This is a genomic window from Kitasatospora sp. NPDC034035, from assembly GCF_055575755.1.
In genome coordinates, this window is the sequence record NZ_JBVISA010000030.1 from 28,285 (window position 1) to 44,869 (window position 16,585).

General features: G+C 72.3%; 17 protein-coding genes. 6 read left to right on the top strand and 11 right to left on the bottom strand.

Annotated elements, in window-relative coordinates; genetic code table 11:
- Window positions 1-141: 141 nt before the first annotated feature.
- The gene (locus ACZ52J_RS32665) at window positions 142-831 is read left to right on the top strand and encodes a hypothetical protein (protein ID WP_465623873.1); all 690 of its coding nucleotides are present in this window, start codon (window positions 142-144) and stop codon (window positions 829-831) included.
- Between the two features lie 205 nt (window positions 832-1,036).
- Here the strand turns inward: ACZ52J_RS32665 and ACZ52J_RS32670 are convergent, their stop codons facing one another.
- Window positions 1,037-1,207, bottom strand: a complete 171-nt coding sequence (locus ACZ52J_RS32670; RefSeq protein WP_465623875.1) for a zinc-binding dehydrogenase — start codon at window positions 1,205-1,207, stop codon at window positions 1,037-1,039.
- A 35-nt stretch (window positions 1,208-1,242) separates the two neighbouring features.
- On the opposite strand from ACZ52J_RS32670, the gene ACZ52J_RS32675 reads away from it, so the two are divergent.
- Window positions 1,243-1,479, top strand: a complete 237-nt coding sequence (locus ACZ52J_RS32675) for a winged helix-turn-helix transcriptional regulator (protein ID WP_465623876.1) — start codon at window positions 1,243-1,245, stop codon at window positions 1,477-1,479.
- A 303-nt stretch (window positions 1,480-1,782) separates the two neighbouring features.
- Here ACZ52J_RS32675 and ACZ52J_RS32680 read toward each other — a convergent pair whose 3' ends face one another.
- From ACZ52J_RS32680 to ACZ52J_RS32690, 3 genes are all read right to left on the bottom strand, one after another.
- Window positions 1,783-3,582, bottom strand: a complete 1,800-nt coding sequence (locus tag ACZ52J_RS32680; protein ID WP_465623877.1) for a hypothetical protein — start codon at window positions 3,580-3,582, stop codon at window positions 1,783-1,785.
- Between the two features lie 57 nt (window positions 3,583-3,639).
- Window positions 3,640-3,858, bottom strand: a complete 219-nt coding sequence (locus ACZ52J_RS32685; protein ID WP_465623879.1) for a hypothetical protein — start codon at window positions 3,856-3,858, stop codon at window positions 3,640-3,642.
- 196 nt (window positions 3,859-4,054) lie between these two features.
- Complete coding sequence (locus tag ACZ52J_RS32690) at window positions 4,055-4,432, bottom strand: peptidoglycan-binding domain-containing protein (protein ID WP_360502636.1); 378 nt, start codon at window positions 4,430-4,432, stop codon at window positions 4,055-4,057.
- 309 nt (window positions 4,433-4,741) lie between these two features.
- On the opposite strand from ACZ52J_RS32690, the gene ACZ52J_RS32695 reads away from it, so the two are divergent.
- On the top strand, window positions 4,742-5,017 hold the full coding sequence (locus tag ACZ52J_RS32695) for a DUF5302 domain-containing protein (protein WP_465623881.1): 276 nt from the start codon (window positions 4,742-4,744) through the stop codon (window positions 5,015-5,017).
- A 272-nt stretch (window positions 5,018-5,289) separates the two neighbouring features.
- On the opposite strand, the gene ACZ52J_RS32700 is transcribed toward ACZ52J_RS32695, so the two are convergent.
- A complete protein-coding gene (locus ACZ52J_RS32700) occupies window positions 5,290-6,015 on the bottom strand; it encodes a hypothetical protein (protein WP_465623883.1) in 726 nt (241 codons plus the stop codon).
- Window positions 6,016-6,158: 143 nt separating this feature from the next.
- Complete coding sequence (locus ACZ52J_RS32705; RefSeq protein ID WP_465623885.1) at window positions 6,159-6,953, bottom strand: DJ-1/PfpI family protein; 795 nt, start codon at window positions 6,951-6,953, stop codon at window positions 6,159-6,161.
- Window positions 6,954-7,116: 163 nt separating this feature from the next.
- Here ACZ52J_RS32705 and ACZ52J_RS32710 point away from each other — a divergent pair, with 163 nt between their 5' ends.
- Complete coding sequence (locus tag ACZ52J_RS32710; protein ID WP_465623886.1) at window positions 7,117-8,121, top strand: GlxA family transcriptional regulator; 1,005 nt, start codon at window positions 7,117-7,119, stop codon at window positions 8,119-8,121.
- Window positions 8,122-8,323: 202 nt separating this feature from the next.
- Here the strand turns inward: ACZ52J_RS32710 and ACZ52J_RS32715 are convergent, their stop codons facing one another.
- Window positions 8,324-8,716, bottom strand: a complete 393-nt coding sequence (locus ACZ52J_RS32715) for a hypothetical protein (protein ID WP_360502650.1) — start codon at window positions 8,714-8,716, stop codon at window positions 8,324-8,326.
- A 460-nt stretch (window positions 8,717-9,176) separates the two neighbouring features.
- On the opposite strand from ACZ52J_RS32715, the gene ACZ52J_RS32720 reads away from it, so the two are divergent.
- The gene (locus tag ACZ52J_RS32720; protein WP_465623888.1) at window positions 9,177-10,814 is read left to right on the top strand and encodes a serine/threonine-protein kinase; all 1,638 of its coding nucleotides are present in this window, start codon (window positions 9,177-9,179) and stop codon (window positions 10,812-10,814) included.
- Window positions 10,815-10,943: 129 nt separating this feature from the next.
- Window positions 10,944-11,741 (top strand): DUF1963 domain-containing protein, encoded by a 798-nt coding sequence (locus ACZ52J_RS32725; RefSeq protein WP_465623889.1) that lies wholly within the window; start codon window positions 10,944-10,946, stop codon window positions 11,739-11,741.
- Between the two features lie 295 nt (window positions 11,742-12,036).
- Here the strand turns inward: ACZ52J_RS32725 and ACZ52J_RS32730 are convergent, their stop codons facing one another.
- From ACZ52J_RS32730 to ACZ52J_RS32745, 4 genes are all read right to left on the bottom strand, one after another.
- Complete coding sequence (locus ACZ52J_RS32730) at window positions 12,037-13,122, bottom strand: PLL family lectin (protein ID WP_465623891.1); 1,086 nt, start codon at window positions 13,120-13,122, stop codon at window positions 12,037-12,039.
- 429 nt (window positions 13,123-13,551) lie between these two features.
- Entirely contained in the window at window positions 13,552-14,130 is a 579-nt protein-coding gene (locus ACZ52J_RS32735) for a GNAT family N-acetyltransferase (RefSeq protein WP_465623893.1), read from the bottom strand.
- Window positions 14,131-14,350: 220 nt separating this feature from the next.
- Complete coding sequence (locus tag ACZ52J_RS32740; RefSeq protein WP_465623895.1) at window positions 14,351-14,842, bottom strand: hypothetical protein; 492 nt, start codon at window positions 14,840-14,842, stop codon at window positions 14,351-14,353.
- A 218-nt stretch (window positions 14,843-15,060) separates the two neighbouring features.
- Window positions 15,061-16,197: a nucleotide disphospho-sugar-binding domain-containing protein gene (locus ACZ52J_RS32745; protein ID WP_465623896.1), complete on the bottom strand. Its 1,137-nt coding sequence runs from the start codon at window positions 16,195-16,197 to the stop codon at window positions 15,061-15,063.
- Window positions 16,198-16,585 lie beyond the last annotated feature (388 nt).

Genomic DNA, 16,585 nt, shown 5'->3' on the forward strand with positions numbered 1-16,585 from the left:
CCCGTCGACCCACAACCCACCAACCCCTGTCCAAGTCCCGGACCAAGGACCGAAAGCGCTGCTGCGCCGCGAGGATCCCCGACGAGCGGGACTTCCGCACCGTGAGCGTTTAACCTCGACTGATCACAGAACGTCACACACATGATCGCAGTGTCGAGGGGTTTCGCGGTGGAGCTTGTGCCGGATGACGATTCGCTGGGTGGTGTCCGACCACTTCTGGAACGTGGCGAGGCCATTGTGGGCTACGAGCCCCAGGAGGGGTTCCCGGATCGCTGCTGGGTTCTGCACACCGTCACGGTGCGAGGGGAACGGGTCCGGTGGGACGACGTGCTGGCGCACGCCGGCAAGCGACTGGAGGACTGGCAGTACACCCCCTCGTTCCGGGTCTTCGAGGGGCTGGACCTGCCCGAAGACGTAGAGGGCCCGGACCTGGGCGAGATTGACCGCGGCAGCCTGGCCCGCCTGGTCGAGGTCCTCGCCCGGCACAGCCCTGATGGGCTGCGCACGGAGTGCTACTGGGCCCAGGCGGGGATCGAGGACGCGGGCCGCCCCATCCCGGCCGGCCGGGGCCGGCTGGAGGAGGCGCTTGCTCACCACGATGCCTGCGCGTGGCCCGACCGAACCGTCCACACCCAGTTTCCCGCGCACTGGTGGCCCATGGAGGGCTCCTGGTTCGTCCTGACCGACTGGGACCTGAGCGCGACCGAGGTGTTCGGCCCTCCGGCCCTGATCGCCGACCTTCTCGCCGATGACGGGCTGGATGCCGTGCGCCACCCCAGCATCGCCGAGGTCGAGGGCAGCGTCGCGCAATGGCGCGAGCAGGCACCATGAGCCCGCTGCGCATCCTGCCGGCCCTCTGACCTCGAACAGCGTCCCGAACGGTGTCACTCACCAGGGAGTTCGCGGAGGCGACCCACTGCCCGCTGGCCGTGGTCCTCCAAGACCGGCATGACCAGTACGGACGTCGAGGCTCCCAGCCGGACCTGTTCGATTCCGCCCCGGGTTGGTTCTCGCCCGGCGGACTGGACCCAGGAGCTCACGCCCCCGGGTCGACGCACGTGTCGGCGGTGACGCTGAGGACGATCTTGCCGCGGGTACGGCCCGACTCGCTGGCGGCGTGGGCCTCGGCGGCGCGCTCAAGGGGCAGGGTGCGTTCCAGGCGGACCCGCAGCAGGTCCCGGTCCACGAGGTGGGCGAGGGACTCCACTGCGCTTCGGCCAACTGCAGCGTCTGCTCGACGGCGTGACGCAGAAGATGCTCACCCAGACCCTGCGCTCCCTGGAACGCGACGGCCTGGTCACCCGCACCGTCTACCCCACGGTGCCCCCACGCGTCGAGTACTCACTCACCGACCTGGGCCAGGCCGCCGGCCGGCTGACCACCGCCGTCGCAGACTGGGCCGTCGACCACGTCGCTCTGATCCACACCGCCCGCGCCGTCTACGACGCGCGGCCCGAGCAACCCGAACCAGCGAGCTGACGACACCCGGCCGGAACGGGCGGGCATGCGGGTGGACGGAGCCTTAGGGCGAGGGCGCCTCTTCAGTCGACGCGGGGAGCAGGCACCCGGGCGGCCAGCGAGCCAGGGCCAAACTACCTTCCGCCCGCCCGAGGAGACCACTTCTTTCCGGGGACCCGCGAGGCAGACCGGTTTGCGGACCATGGGTCAGCTACACGATCCCATCGAAGCGCTGCGAGCCGTGGGAAGACCGGTCCCGTTCGCGTCCCGACGAGCCCGTCCGCGTCCGGGACCGGGGCGGGCCGTCCGTTGTGTGCGGCAGCGTCAAATCCTCGGCCCTCCCTCCTCTCGGACCAGCCGCCAGGCCTCGCTGAACAGCTCGGGAAGCGTGCCCGGGAGCAGCTCGAAGGCCGTCACCTCGCTTTGGTCGGCGCTCAGCCGGGCACCGACCATGGGTGCTTTCCGGGCCTCCATCGGTGGCAGCGGCTTCTTGGCGTGTGCCCAAAGGCCGGGCACGAAGAGCGTGCGCCCGGCGCGGGACCGGCGGTCTTCCACCACCAGGCCGCGTGTCACCAGCTCCGCGGCGGCCGACTTGTGGCGGGCCGGTGTCCAGGCGTTCCAGCGCCGCACGTTGCGGTCCGACGGCACGGGCAGGGCCAGGAGTTGGAGGTAGAGGGTGGCGGTGTCCTCGGACAGGTCGAGGGTGGTGGCGACGTCGGCGACCAGGTCGGGGGTGCAGGCGCGGGGGTCGGATTCGTAGCGGCCCGCGGGCAGGTCGTCGGCGGTGATTCGGGCCATGACACGGTCGCAGGTGCCGCCGGTCAGCCAGTCCCAGCGCCGGCTCCCCCGGTTGCCGCGGCTCAGCGCCGAGTGAAGGACCCGGGCCGGGGAGTCGCCCCGCGCCAGTGCCTTGCGCAGGTGGCGGACGGCCTCCGGTGCGCCGGCCCGTACGGGGTCGCCGGCGGGGAGGTCCGCGTATGCCCAGGGGAGGCCGGTGAAGACGGCCTCCGCGACGGTCTCGGCGTCGTAGTCGCCCATGACGTCCCATGCGGTGCGCAGGTGGCGGTGTTCGGGCGGGCAGGGCCAGATGCGCAGGTAGAAGCCGGGCGGCAGGGTGGCGTTCGCCGGGTCGAGGAGCAGGTGGCACAGGTGGGCGGCCGGCATCCGGGTTTCCAGAGCGACCGCGGCCTGCCAGGTGCTCCACGGCGCGTGCCGGCGGGCGCCGTGCTGCTGCGCCCAGGCCCCGGCGGTGCGCTGCGCGACGCGGGCGAGGCCGCCCGGCTCCCACAGGTCAGCGGGGTCTGCGGGCATCACGTCGGCGAGCAGGGCGAGCCGCTCGTCGTCGTGCAGCATCGACAACTCGGCGCGCGCCGATTCGAGTTCGCGGGCCTTGAAGCCGTAGGTGGCGAGCTCGTGCTCGTCGAGGAAGGGCACACGGTAGCCGCCCGCGCCAGGGTTGCCGGCCAGGACGAGGGCGGCGGCGGGGCGGCTCAGGCCGGTCGCCTCGCTCAAGGCGAGGACCGCGTCCACATCCCAGGCGAACGGGCCGCGCTCTCGAACGAGCTCCGTCAGGCGCAGCAGCTGCCCGGGGGTGCCCCAGCCCCGGGGGCAGTCCTCGACGTAGAGGGGTTCCTCGGGGCGGGGGGCGGCGTGGCCGCCGGGCAGGACGGCCTCGAAGTAATGGGTCCTGCGCGCGGCGGGCAGGTGGGTGCCGAAGGAGGCGCCGTGGTGGTCGCGGACGGTGAAGGAGGTCGTTCCGGCGAGCCGGCCCACGCGGAAGCGGTAGGCGGGGTCGGCGAACGTCGTCCGGGCCCACACCTCCAGGAAGTCGAGCAGGAGCTCGCGGCGCTCGGGCCGGGTCGCGGGCGCGGCGGCGCGCAGGGCGAGCGCGCCTGTGCGTCCGATGAGGTCCGTCCAGCTGCCCGCCGCGGGGAGCCGGACACCGCGTTCGCCCGGCCCGGGTTCCCACGTGCCTTCGATGTAGCGGCTGACGCGCCTGATGCCGGCGAAGGAGTCCTTGTCCCACATACCCAAGGCACCGACCAGCCCCTGCAGGGCCGCGGATGCGGCGAATCCGTCCCACGTGCGAGGGGTGCGGGCTGCGGACGTGTCGATCTCGGTCATGTGGCTGATCATGACGGCCGGCACCGACAGCGGGCCGCCGGGGTGCCACGGCCCGCTTCACGCATTGAGCGGCCCGCTACCGGAAGCCGCGGATGGTGTCATGTGCGTGTTGCTGTCGGCGGTGTAAGTCAGGAGGCCGCCGGGGTCTGGATAGCGCCCATGGGCGTCGACGGCAACGACGGTGTGCAGGTGGTCGCCACGCTGTTCGACAGCCTTCGCCGCGGCCCGGACTCGGTCCACGTCCCAGGTCAGCGTGCCGTAGTCGGTTTCGATCACATGCTTCGACCGCGCCCGCCAGACGGCGCCCCCGCCCCCTGCCGAACCGACACGAAGCCTCCCCGAACATGAACGGTGGTCCTTGCCTTCCACAACCGGACGACAAGGACCGCCGTCACACTCGGACCCCATTCCCAGCAGTGTCACCTGGCGGGGCCCGCCAACCCCGATGCCTACCGGAGTTGAGCGTCGGGTGTCACTTGAGGGTGGGCAGGTAGGGGTAACAGCCGTAGTAGTCCTTGGTGGCCTCGACCATGACGTCGCCGGTCCTCGGGCCGACGACACCGTCCTGCTGCAGGCTCGCCCACTTCTGGATGGCCACGATAGCCCCGTAGGTGTCGGGGCCGAACGAGCCGTCCACGTCGACCGTGTGGTAACCGGTCTGGTAGTGCAGGTCGTTGGATATCTGCTGGACGCACTTGACGCTTGCGTAGGTGTTGCTCTTGCCGTAGCCGACCCAAAGGGAGCCGGAGTTGGGCACTGCCTGGGCGGTGCCGCCCAGGGCGCCGACGGTGACAAGGGCGACGGTCGCGAACAGGAACGCGCCGCGACGCTTGATGGAAGTGCTGTTCAAGGGAGCCCCAAAAGTGGCATACAAGTGATCGTCGGACCCTGGACTATACGGGCGGACCTACCGACGGGTCGCCGGCGCGGGCCCAGCTACCGGACAGCTCCCGCCCGGCTACCGCGATCAGCCACGGCAGAGCGCGGCAGAGCGGCAGCCGACGCGGACACCGATACGCCCGCCGGGACAAGCTCACCGCCGAGCAGGTCGGGCAGCTGGAGGCCCTCGGGGTGGCCTGGTAGGCCGGGCCGGTTTCGGGGCATGACATGGTGTCCCGTGAAGGCATCAACCCGACACCACCCCACCAGGAGGTCCTGCATGAGCAGCGGCGTAGCGTCATCCGAGAACCCCGAGAACCCCGAGAACCCCGAGAACCCCGAGAACCCCGAGAGGTCGGAGGCCGACCAGGCCGCCGAGGTCCCCGCGGCCGCCGCCCAGGACGACGTCAAGGCCCAATTCCTCGCCGCGCTGGAGCGCAAGCACGGCGCCAAGGGCGGGAGCACGGCCGGCGGTCCGAACAGCGAATCGAAGATCCACGGCGCGCACGCCGCGGCGGGAGGCAAGCGCAACTTCCGCCGCAAGAGCGGCGGCTGACCGCGCTGGTGCGCACCGGAGCGGCCGGGCCTCGGCGGGACGGGCTGGGCCGCTTCGGGTGTGCGCGTGCCCCAGAGCCGGGGCACCCGGGCCCGGCGGACGTTTCGGCCCGAATGGCCGGTGGGGTGTCGCTGTCCGGACACGCAGGTGTCTGCACCGGGCAGGGCCGATGTGGAGCTCCACGGCGAGGGCCGTGGAGCTCCGGCCGGGTGACGGCATCGATGCGGCGATACCGCTACTGCCCCCACTCGCAGCCGCGCGGCCGGACCGATCTACAGCCCGCTCGGCCAGGTGTAGCTGCTCGGGACCGGGACTGCGGCGTTCTCGGCGGCCGTCCCGTAGACCAAGGCGACCTCGTCGTGGTCGTGCAGCAGGATCGCGGCCGGGTCGCCGTCGACCTCCTTGCCGTTGACGTAGGCCTTCAACGTGTGGGTCCCGTCGGTCTTCAGGCCGCCGAGGTGGTCGGCGGAGGCGGAGACCTGCCATTCGGTGAGGAACTGCCCGAGGCTGAAGTCCGCGCGAACCGGCGACTCGACGTGGATGACACCGCTGGTGTCGTGGCTGTGCAGCGGGCTGATCCGCTGCGCGCTCTCGTCGACGCCGATCAGCGCCGGCACCTCGACGGGCCTGCCGTCCGCCAGGACGTCCAGATGGGTGTGGATGTGCAGCGCCGTGCCCTCCGCGCCGAGCATCGGCAGCCCGGCCGCCGCCACGGCGGCCGCGACGTCACTCGGCGCGTCCCACGGCGGCAGTGTGGTGCGGCCCACAGCCGTGGTCCGCGGCTGTGCCGGGATCCCGTGGGAGGAACCGGTCGAGCCCTGGTTCGTCGCGATCACGGCGGCGATTCCCCCGACCACCGCCACGGCGACCAGGCCGATCGCGCCGCGAGCCAGTAGCCGCCGGCGCCGTTCCCGGCGGGCTTCCTCCGCCCGGAACGCCGCCGTGTGGGCCCTGCGGTCGGCCGCACCCGGCTTCCGCCCCGGTTTCGGCTCAGACATCCGTACGGACCTCCTCGCGCGCGACGGCGCCGCTCGGCACCACCCCGTCAGCCTGCCAGAGGCGGATGCGATCGGCGCGTCGAGCACCGCGGGCTCCGACTCGCCGTACTCCGGCACGAGCAGCCCGGCCGGCTCCGCCGTGCTCAGGTGCTCAGGTGTGCCAGGAGGGCGGGGTGGTCGGCGAGGGCGTCGTGGAGCAGCCGGCGGGCGAAGGGCGTGTACTGGCCGCTGTCGGCAGCGGTCCAGTCGATGGGGCCGAAGGGCGGTTCGGGGTCGTACTCGATGAACAGCTGCACCGTGCGCGCGACGTCGAGGCCGGCGAGGCGGCCGACCAGGTGCAGTGCCATGTCGATGCCGGCCGAGACCCCGGCGGCGGTGATGACGTGTCCGTCCTCGACCCAGCGCTGGGTGACCGGCGTCGCCCCGAAGCGGGGAAGCAGGTCGCGGTACATCCAGTGCGTGGTGGCCCGGCGGCCCTCCAGGAGGCCTGCCGCCGCGAGCAGCAGCGAGCCGGTGCACACCGAGCCGACGACCTGGCAGCGTGCCGCGGTCCGGCGCAGCTTGCGCAGCAGGCTCTCGTCGGCCATCGCGGCCAGGGTGGGGACGAGGCCGCCGGGCACGATCACGGCGTGGAGATCCGCTATGTCCTCCATGTCCTCGAAGGTGTGACTGGGCAGCAGGGACAGCGGGGTGTCGCTCGGCATCGGCTCGATCCGCTCGCCGACCGCGATCGTGCGGTAGCCGGGGACGAGATCGCCCAGCGCGGCGAAGACCTGCATCGGGCCGACGACGTCCAGTGCGGTGAGCCCCGGGTACAGCACGAAGGCGATGGTCTTCACCGGGTCCGCGGACGGCTCGGACGGGCCCGCGGACGGCACGGGCAGGTCCGCGGACGGCACGGGCAGGTCCGCGGACGGCTCGGGCGAGGTTTCGGTCATGACGGGACTCCTGGAAGTCGGCGGGAGGCCGAGGGCCTGGCAGCGGGCTGCTGCCGCGGCAACCCTCCCCCGCCGCCTCCACCGCGGACCGGAACCGTTCGGACTCCGTGTCCGAAATCCTGGGATACCTGTCTTCCGGACGGCTTTCGGTAGTGTCGCAGGCATGACGACAGCTCTCCGCCACCGCGTGGTGGTCGTGGCCTACGACGATGCGGAACTCGTGGAGATCGCCTGCGTGACCAGCGTCTTCGACGGGGCGAACCGCCTGGGCGCGAGTCCGCCCTACGACGTCCTCCTGGTCACCCCGCAGGGCCGCCCGGTGCGCTGTTCCTCGGGACTGGTCCTGGCGGCGCAGGCGTCGCTGGAGCGTACCCGCGGCCCGGTCGGCACGCTGCTGGTCGTCGGCGGGTGGGGCCACGCCGCGGCGGCGCAGGACACCCGGCTGGTCGAGCACGTGCGCCGGCTGGCCGGCATCGGCCGTCGGGTCGCGTCGGTGTGCACGGGGGCGAGTGTGCTGGCGGCGGCCGGACTGCTCGACGGACGGCGTGCCACGACCCACTGGGCGTTCGCGCGCGACCTCGCGCAGCACCACCCGGCCGTCCACGTCGACGCCGCGCCGCTGTACCTCCGCGACGAGCACGTCTGCACGTCAGCCGGGGTCACCAGCGCGCTCGACCTCACCCTCGCGTTCGTCGAGGAGGACCACGGCCCGGCCCTCGCCCGGACGCTGGCCCGGATGATGGTGACCTACCTCCAACGACCGGGCAACCAGGCCCAGATCAGCATGTTCGTCGACGCGCCCGCCCCGGAGCACCGGACCGTGCGGCAGACCGTCGAATACATCACCGCACACCTCGACGGCGACCTCACCACCACCGCGCTCGCCGCGTACGCGGGAGTCAGCGGACGTCATCTGTCCAGGCTGTTCCTCGACCAGCTCGGGCAGACGCCAGCCCGGTTCGTACGGACCGCCCGCATCGAGGCGGCCGCACAACTCCTCGTCTCCACCGCACTGCCGCTGGCTTCGGTCGCGAGGCGTTGCGGGTTCACCTCCGCCGAGACGATGAGGCAGGTGTTCCTGGACCACTACGGGACGACACCCAGCCACCACCGCGCCGTTCACAGCACTCCCCCGGGCCGCACCGACGGTGCCCGGCACCGTGGGTGAGGCCGAGAAGCCGGCAGGGAGCTGACGGCGTACCGCTACCGGATGCTCGGCTCCGGGTCCTCGCACCGCAGCACCGCAGCACCGCAGCACCTCGGAAAGGCCGATCGGGCCGGTCAGCGCCGGCAGCACTCGCAGGCGCCGGCCGGCCCCGCCCGCCCCGACCGGCGAGCGGGCCGGCGGGGCGGGCGGTGTCAGGCAGCCGTCAGCACTCCGGCAGGCCGTTGTGGAAGTACCAGTTGCCGTCGGCGTACGCACCGTAGACGTAGGCCGTGCCGAAGAAGTTGCCGTTCGTGCCGCCCACCCGGTACCAGACGTTGCCCTGGTTGTTGATCGTCTCGCCCCTGGTCCAGCACTCGATGTAGATCTCGTCCGACGACCACGAGTACGAGTACACGTCGGCGGCGACCTTGGGCGTCCAGGAGTACTGCTGCGCGTAGACGCCCACACCGTGACCGCTCGCGTGGTAGCGGAGCGCGTACCAGCCGTCGGCGGCCGCGCTGCCCGCCGAGACGCCTACCGCGCCCGCCGCCACCGCCACGACGGCCGCCGCGGTCGCGCCACGGCGGCCGATCCTCTTGAGAATGCCCTTGGCCATTCCAACTCCCATGTTCGGTCGAGACGTTGACGTGCCGCCCGGTCCGACCTCGGCGGCGGGATACAGCTGATCCGACCACCAGCGCTGTTCGATACCGCCTGACGGGAACTGACAACACCTGACAGCGCCCGGCGAACGGCCCGAACGCCCCCTCCTCCCACCGGATTCCACGGATCGCTGATCACCGCCGTCGCCCGTCACCACGATCCGTGCGCGGCAGGCCGGCGCCGGCACCGAGGGACCTGACATCTGACAACGGGGACACCGCGACGGGGTGGAAGCGGCCCCTGCCCGCCGCCGCGATGGGGAGGAAGGGGAGCGGCCTGCGGTGCGCCCGCCGGGCGGCGGACGTCGAAGGCCTCGCGCCTGACGGCCCCTCTGCCGGAACCCGTGCCCGCCGCCGGGTGGCGCCGCCGGGTAGTAGTGTGCGCGCGGGCGACGGTGACGGGGAGGGCGGGCGATGGAACCACTGGGCGACTCGGACCCGAGGAGGATCGGCTCCTACCGGCTGCTGGGCCGGCTCGGCGCCGGCGGCATGGGGCGGGTGTACCTCGGCCGCACCGAGGGCGGGCGGACCGTCGCCGTCAAGGTGGTGCGCGGCGAGCTCGCCGACGACGCCGAGTTCCGCGCCCGGTTCCGCCAGGAGGTCGCCGCCGCCCGGCGGGTCGGCAGTCGCTGGACCGCCCCCGTCCTGGACGCCGACACCGAGGGCGACCCGCCCTGGGTGGCGGGGGGCTACGTCGCCGGACCGTCGCTGGACGCCGCGGTCCGCCGGCACGGCCCGCTGCCCGTTCCCGCCGTGCACGCCCTCGGCGCGGCGCTCGCCGAGGCCCTGGCGGCGGTGCACGGCCTGGGCCTGGTCCACCGTGACGTCAAACCGTCCAACGTGCTGCTCGCCCTGGACGGGCCGCGCCTGATCGACTTCGGCATCGCCCGCGCCCTGGACGCCGCGACCGCACTCACCCGCTCCGGGTACCTGGTCGGCTCGCCCGGCTACCTCTCGCCCGAACAGGCGGCCGGCGAGCCGGCCGGCCCCGCAGGGGACGTCTTCTCGCTCGGCGCCGTCCTCGCCTTCGCCGCGACCGGCGTCCCGCCGTTCGGCGAGGGCGTGAGCGCGGCCGTCCTGCTCTACCGGGTGCTGCACGAGCAGCCGGACCTCGGCGGGCTCACCGGAGCGCTGCACGACGCGGTGCGCGCCTGCCTCGCCAGGACCCCCGCCGACCGGCCTTCCCCGGACGAGCTGCGCGCCCTGCTCTCCCCCGGTGCCGCCCCGCTCGCGGACGGCGGCTGGCTGCCGCCCGCGGTCTCCGCCGAGGTGGCGCGCAGCGCCGTCGAACTGCTCGACCTGGAGGCGGAGGCCGAGGTGCCGGCCGGCGCCGCGGAGCCCGTAGCGGAGCGCGTAACGGAATCCGGACGGGACCGCTCCCCCACCCACCTCGACCGGCCCGCGCCGCCGGTACCGCCGGGGCAGCCCGGGCCGTCCGGAGAGCGCGTGGGTGCGGGCACCGGGGCCTCGGCGCCCGCGCCGCGTTCCCGGGGGCGGCGTCCGCTCGTGGCGGCCGCCGCCGTGCTGGTCGTGCTGGCGGCCGGCGGCGTGCTGTGGCAGACCGTGTGGCGCGACCGGCCGGGCGACCACGTGAGCCACGACGCCACCGGCGCCCCGCCGGCCTCCGCCGACCCGTCGACCCCTGCCAACCCTTCGACCTCCGCCAACCCTTCGGCCTCCGTCGCGCCGCTGCCGGGGACGCTCCCCGCCGGCTACCTCGGCACCTGGAGGGGCACCATCACCACCGCCGTCGGCGGACTGCCAAGCACCTTCACCGTCAGCTTCGCCCCCGGGAAGGTCGGCGAGGTGGTCGGGCGGACCGCCAACGCCTCGGCGTTCAGCAGCACCGTCTGTCGTGGCGAGCTCACCCTGCTGTCCGTCACCCCCGACCGGATCGAGCTCCAGGAACACCCGAAAGGCAGCGACCAGGGCTGCACCGGCGTCTCCGAACAGCAGGCATACACCCCGGCCGGGCCGGGCGCGATCCACCTGAAGGTCACCGGCCAGCCCCTGGGCATGGACCCGTCGGGGGACCTCGCCAAGCAGGGGTGAGCGGGCGGCAGCGGCCTCAATCTGGTAGCTCGAGCGGACGCCGGAGCCGGTACGCGTCGGTTCGGACGCTTCACTGAGCCTGGTGGGGGGTCGTGCAGTGCGGTGCGCGGGGGTTGAGAGGATCGCCTCATGGATTTCGATGACCCGGCCGCCATGCGCCGGCTGTGTGTGGAGCGGCTCGGCCCGGAGACCGGGCGGCAGTTCGCGGCGATGGCCCGGCGCGGCTTCCGGCTGGTCGCGGCCTCGCCGGAGGCGCCCGCCGCCGGCCGGTCACGGCTCGGTGGGCCCGCGCTGCTCGAACCGGGCACCGCGTGGCCCGCGCTGGAAGGCGTCCCGTTGTCCCTGCACGCGGTGCTCGACACCGATGCGCTCGCCGCGTGGCTCGGGGACCAACTGCCCACCCGGCCGGGCCTGCTCAACTTCTTCTACCTCGATCCTGACGTGCCGTACGAGGAGTACCGCGAGCTGGACTCGTCCAGTCCCGACGCGTGGCGGGTGATCCCCGCCGATCCCACGCGGGCGGTCACGACGACCGCCCCCGGGCCCGCCCGGCACTACCCGGCACGGCCCGTCCACGCGGTCGAGGTGACCATGCTCCCGGACAGTTGGGACCTCCAGGACGACGACCTCACGTACGACGAGGACCAGCACTGGGGCGCGCCCTCACTCATCCTCGGCGAGATGGACGGCCTCGACGGGAACACCGCCGGCCACCACTGCGCGTTCGGCTGGCCCGACACCTCGTACACGGTGCCGGTGACCTCCCGCGACGACGACGGTCCCGCCGTTCACCTGCTCCAGCTCGCCGAGGACGCCGACCTCGAGTGGGGCTGGGGCGACGCCGGAACGATCTACTTCACCATCCCCGCTGGGGCGTTCGCGGCGGCGGACTTCGGCAAGGCCGAGGCGATCGGCTGCTGCTGCTGAGGGTGCAGGCGGTGTCGGACTCGGCGGCGTGCGCTGCTCAGGAGGCGGGCTTAGCGGTGGTGGTCGGTGGCGGTGAGGGCGTAGAGGTCGAGTACCGACACCGGGGGCCGTCCTCCGCCATGGAGGACGGCCCCAGGCCGTGCACTGCTCTTTCCCTGCTCTGCTCTGCTCTTCCCTGCGCTGCTCTTCCCTGCTCTACTCTTCCCTGCTCTACTCTTCCCTGCTCTGCCCTGGTCTGGTCATCCGAAGGTGAGGCCGGGCGTCAAGGCCTTGCACCTGCCTTCGGCTGCTCGCGTCAGAACGCGGCGCTGCCGACGTGGAGAGGTCCGCCCGTCAGGCCCACGCTGTAGACGGCCAAGTCGCGCTGGCGGGCGTCGATCTGGGTCGCGCTGCCGGCCCATGACGTCGCGCCGGGGGCGAGCGTCCGGTCCCAGATGCCGTAGCCGGGGACGATCGCCTCCAGGTGCGTGGTGCCGTCCGACACCGTGCTCGCGGCGATGCGCGTGACGGACGGGTTGGTGTCCACGACCGTGGGCTGCGACCAGAATCCAGCGGCCCAGGTCAGGTCGGACACCCCGGCAGCCGGCGTCAGGATCTGGACGTGCAACGTACCGTCCGGCCGGGACGCCGCACTCACGTCGGTGACGCACGGGCTGTTGGTGTCGCTCGTGGTGCAGCCCACTGCGATCGGCGTCCAGTTCGTCCAGCTACCCGACGAGGTGCGGGTGCGGTCCCACACTCCGGCGCCGGGAACGACGGTCTGCACGTGCATCGTGCCGTCGGGCAGCGCGGCGGCGCTGATCCGCGAGATCTGGCCGTTGAGGTCGATCTGGGTCGACGCCGACCACGTTCCGGCGACGCTGCGGGTGCGGTCCCAGACGCCGGATCCGGGGACCAGCGTCTGCACGTGCAACGTCCCGTCGGGCAGCGCGGCGGCGCTGATCTGTGAGATCTGGGTGTTCGCGTCGATCGACGCGGGGTCCGTCCAGGAGCCGCCGGACAGGGCACGGTCGGAGACCGCGCCGTGCGTCGCGTCGCCGACGGCGTTGTAGGACGGGTTCCAGACGCGTGCGCGGTAGAACCGGGCGCCGGTCACCTGGCGCAAGTTGTGCGTGTAGCCGATGGTGCCGTTCGAGGTGTAGAAGTCGACGATGTCGGTGCACCACGTGTTGGCGGTGCAGCCGCCCGCCGGGGACGGGTCCTTGACCTTGTCCACCTGCGTCATCACCAGCACACCCGACGGCTGCTCGGTGATCGACTTGACCGAGGGATTCGTGACGAGCGACGTGAAGGGGTTGGCGGGTTTGGAGGGGTCGGAGGGGTCGGGGGCGGGCCACTTGTTGTACGACCACGTCTGCGTTCCCGTGCTCAGCAGAAGCACGTTCGGGTTCTTCGGATCCGCACTCAGGTCGTGGGGGGCGCCCTCCGGCAAGGCGGTCTGCCTGTCCATGGTCAGGTGCGGCTGCGCGGCGCTCCCGCAAAGCGTGTCTTGCTCATCAAGCCCCTCAAGTATCTTCACATGAACGCCAGTTGATCATGCGGGTCGTGATCATACCGTCATACCACCGGCGGCATTCCGCACCCACCGTGGCGGTACCGCGCACACGCCCGGCGCCGGAACCGGCCACCGCGCAGCCGGGCCTGCGGTGGCACCCGACGAAGACCCCAGGGGAGTTTCACCATCCGTGCCGCTGCCACCGGGCGAGCGCACACCCGGCGGCCCACCCGCCTGGGCAGCCCACGTGCTCGGGCCGTAACCTCCGCACAGCTCGGCGCCGGCACGGGGATCACCTGCGGTCAGCTGCGGAACTCAGTGGGCGGGAACCGGCTCGGACGACGGCTGCCACTCCCGCCTGATCAGCCCGTAGACCCACGAGTCAGAGACCTCACCGTTGACGACGCAGTCTTCCCGCAACGTCCCTTCCCGCACGAAGCCGAGCTTCTCCAACACGCGGGCAGAAGCCGCGTTGCGCGTATCGGCCTCGGCTTGCACGCGATTCAGGTCCAGCGTGTCGAATGCCCACCGCAGCAGAGCGCGCGCGGCCTCGGTCGCGTAGCCACGGCCCCACGCCGTATCGCCGTAGCAGTAGCCGAGCGACGCGCTGCGGTAGTCCGGATTCCACCCGGTCAGGCTGCACCAGCCGATGAACGCCCCGTCGGAGACACGCTCCACGGCCAGCCGCGCCCCGGTGCCCTCCTGTGCCATCTGCCGACAGGCCGTGATGAACTTCTCGGCACGCCCGCGTTCCCTCCACGGTGGCGAGTCCCAGTAGCGCAGCACGTCGGCGCTGCTGTGCAGTGCGAAGAGGTCGTTGGCATCCGCGTCTTCGAAGGCACGCAGCCGAAGGCGAGCGGTGGGCAACGAGGGCGTGGGCAGCGACGGCCCCATGTTCCCTCCCTGGTCAGTGGCCGATCAATCAGACATCCGATGCAGGTCACTCGCAACGGGTTTTCTCGGCGCGCCGGCTGACGTGTCCGCTCATCGGCGCGACCGAGGGCCCCCGGAGGGCGGCAGCTGAGGTGATGCCCGGTTCTGCCGATCCACCGCTTCTGCTGGGCTGGGGCACCAACCCCGTACCGCACCCCGCAGGCGGGCATCCTCACGCTTTTCAGGAGGTGCTGTTTTCGGCGGCCGACCGATGGAGGGCCTCGGGGAGGCCGACGGCGATCACTGCGCCCTGGGCTTCTCGCCAGAGCTGCAGGGAGTCACCTGCTTTCTTCTGCATCGCGGCCGATTCCCCAACCCCTTCCATCCTGACCGCCATTGCCTTTTCGGAGCATCCGACGGTCGCGAATGTGAAGGGCTCCAGCCGGGCTGACGCCACGGTGTACTTCCCGTCGAGAACCGTCCCGGGAAATTGCCGGTGGGCGTCCGAGGATCCGGTGTGGCCCGTCGGCCGGGACGATCCGAGCGCGGTCGGAGCAGTCGTGGTCGGCTCGGCCAGGGAGCCCGGCAGGAGCGCCACCTGACAGACTCCGTCCCTCACCGAGAGGACCACGTCAGTTCCCGAAATCCCGGCAACCCCGAGGATCTTCGCGACCCCCTTGAAAGGAAGGGCGTCGATGCTGCCCTGGATCGGCGCGCCGACGGGCGTGGCCACGAGTCCGTTCAGGGCCCAGGGCCCGTCCCCGTCTCGAGGCGCGGTACCGCCACCGGTGCATGCGGTCGCCAGACCGGCTGTGAGGAGGAGTACCGTGCCCGCGAGTCGGCTCGATCGACGCATGCTGAACTCTCCTGTTTGGCCCAGTGGTTGTCGCAGCAGCCTACCGGGCGGTAGGCATCGCCGCCGCCCTCCCCACACCGGCTACCAGGCGTCCGTCACACGGTCCGGGCCGCGCTGGAGAAGCTCAGTGATTCGAAGTTCGCGACCAGGTCGGCAGGAGACGGGAGGGCGTCGATCTGCGCTTTCATGGCCGCGGCCGACTTGCGCAGGGCATCGTCGGTGAGCAGCCGGTCGAGCAGGGCGGTGTCGACGGCGTCCAGGCTCGAGGACAGTGCGAAGCCGTTGGCCCGGCCGGCGGCGGCGTTGGCGAAGTTGTCCGCGCCCTGGGGGAGGATCAGCTGGGGGACGCCCAGCGCGGCGGCGGTCATCATGCTGCCCGAGCCGCCGTGGTGGACGACGCCGTCGCCGGCCTGGAGCAGCTGGCTCAGCGGCACCCACGGCAGCGGGCGGACGTTGGCGGGCAGCGTGCCGAGCGGCGTGAGGTCCTCGTCGCCGGCGGCGAGCAGGATCTCGGCGTCGAGCGCCCCCGCCTGCTCGATCAGCCGGGAGATGGGCGCGATGCCCTCCCACTCGGTGAACACCGTGCCCAGCGTCACCGCGATCCGTGGCTTGGTGCCGCGCCCGATCAGGTCGGCGGGTATCGTCCCGCCGCCGTTGAAGGGCACGTACCGCACGCGCCAGCCTCCGCCGTCCCCGCCGAGCGACGCCGGCACGACGTCCACGACGGTGGAAGGCTCGGTCGCCTCGACGCCGTGTGCGCGGTAGTCGTCGGCGAGAAGTCGGCGCAGGCGGGCGGCCGCCCCGCCCGAGGTCACCCCGAAGTTGTGCGCCACGGCGGGTATGCCGAGCTTGGCGGCCACCAGCGGCGCGGCGCCCTGGAAGGACTCGTGCACGATGATGTCCGGCTGCCAGCGCTGCGCGACCTCCAGCAGGCCGTCGATGGTCGACCGGCCGAACTCGGCGAAGCCGAGGGCGCTCAGTTCGTTCGTCTGCTCCTCCGTGCGCTCCTGGTCGGCGAATCGGACGTCCTTCGGGAGGGCCCGGGCGAAGGCCTCCCTGAGGGTGGTGCCGTCGCCGACCTCGACGACGGGCAGCCCGGTGCTGCGCAGGTTCGCGATCGGATGCTGACCCGCGAACAGGACGTCGTGGCCGGCCGCCCGCAGGGCCAGCGCGGTGGGGATCACGGGGAAGATGTGGCCGACCGCCCCGGGGGCGGTGAACAGGACTCGCACAGTGGGCCTCCTGGTGCAAACGGTTGCTCTTGGTCGGACGTGCTCGAGATGCGGGGAGGCAGAACCGTCGCGGCCGACGGACCGGGTCGGGACATCCGGCCTTCCGTCCACCGGTCTGCGCCGCGTACGGGACGTCCCACGCGTCACTGCGTGCCGCGCACAGGACATCCGGGTCCACCTCGATGTCGGCTGTGGCCACGTCGCCCCTGTTGAGCCGGTGACCGCCCCCCGGCGGCCACTGGGCGCAAGCCTGTCACGGCCCACACTGACCAGGCGGTCGTCCTTTCTGACAAACGTTCACCTGATGGACGACCGGCTTTCCTCCTAGCCGATAGGGGCCGTCCCCTTGAAACGCTGCCCCGCGTATGTCCTCACGGCCGGGAACCGC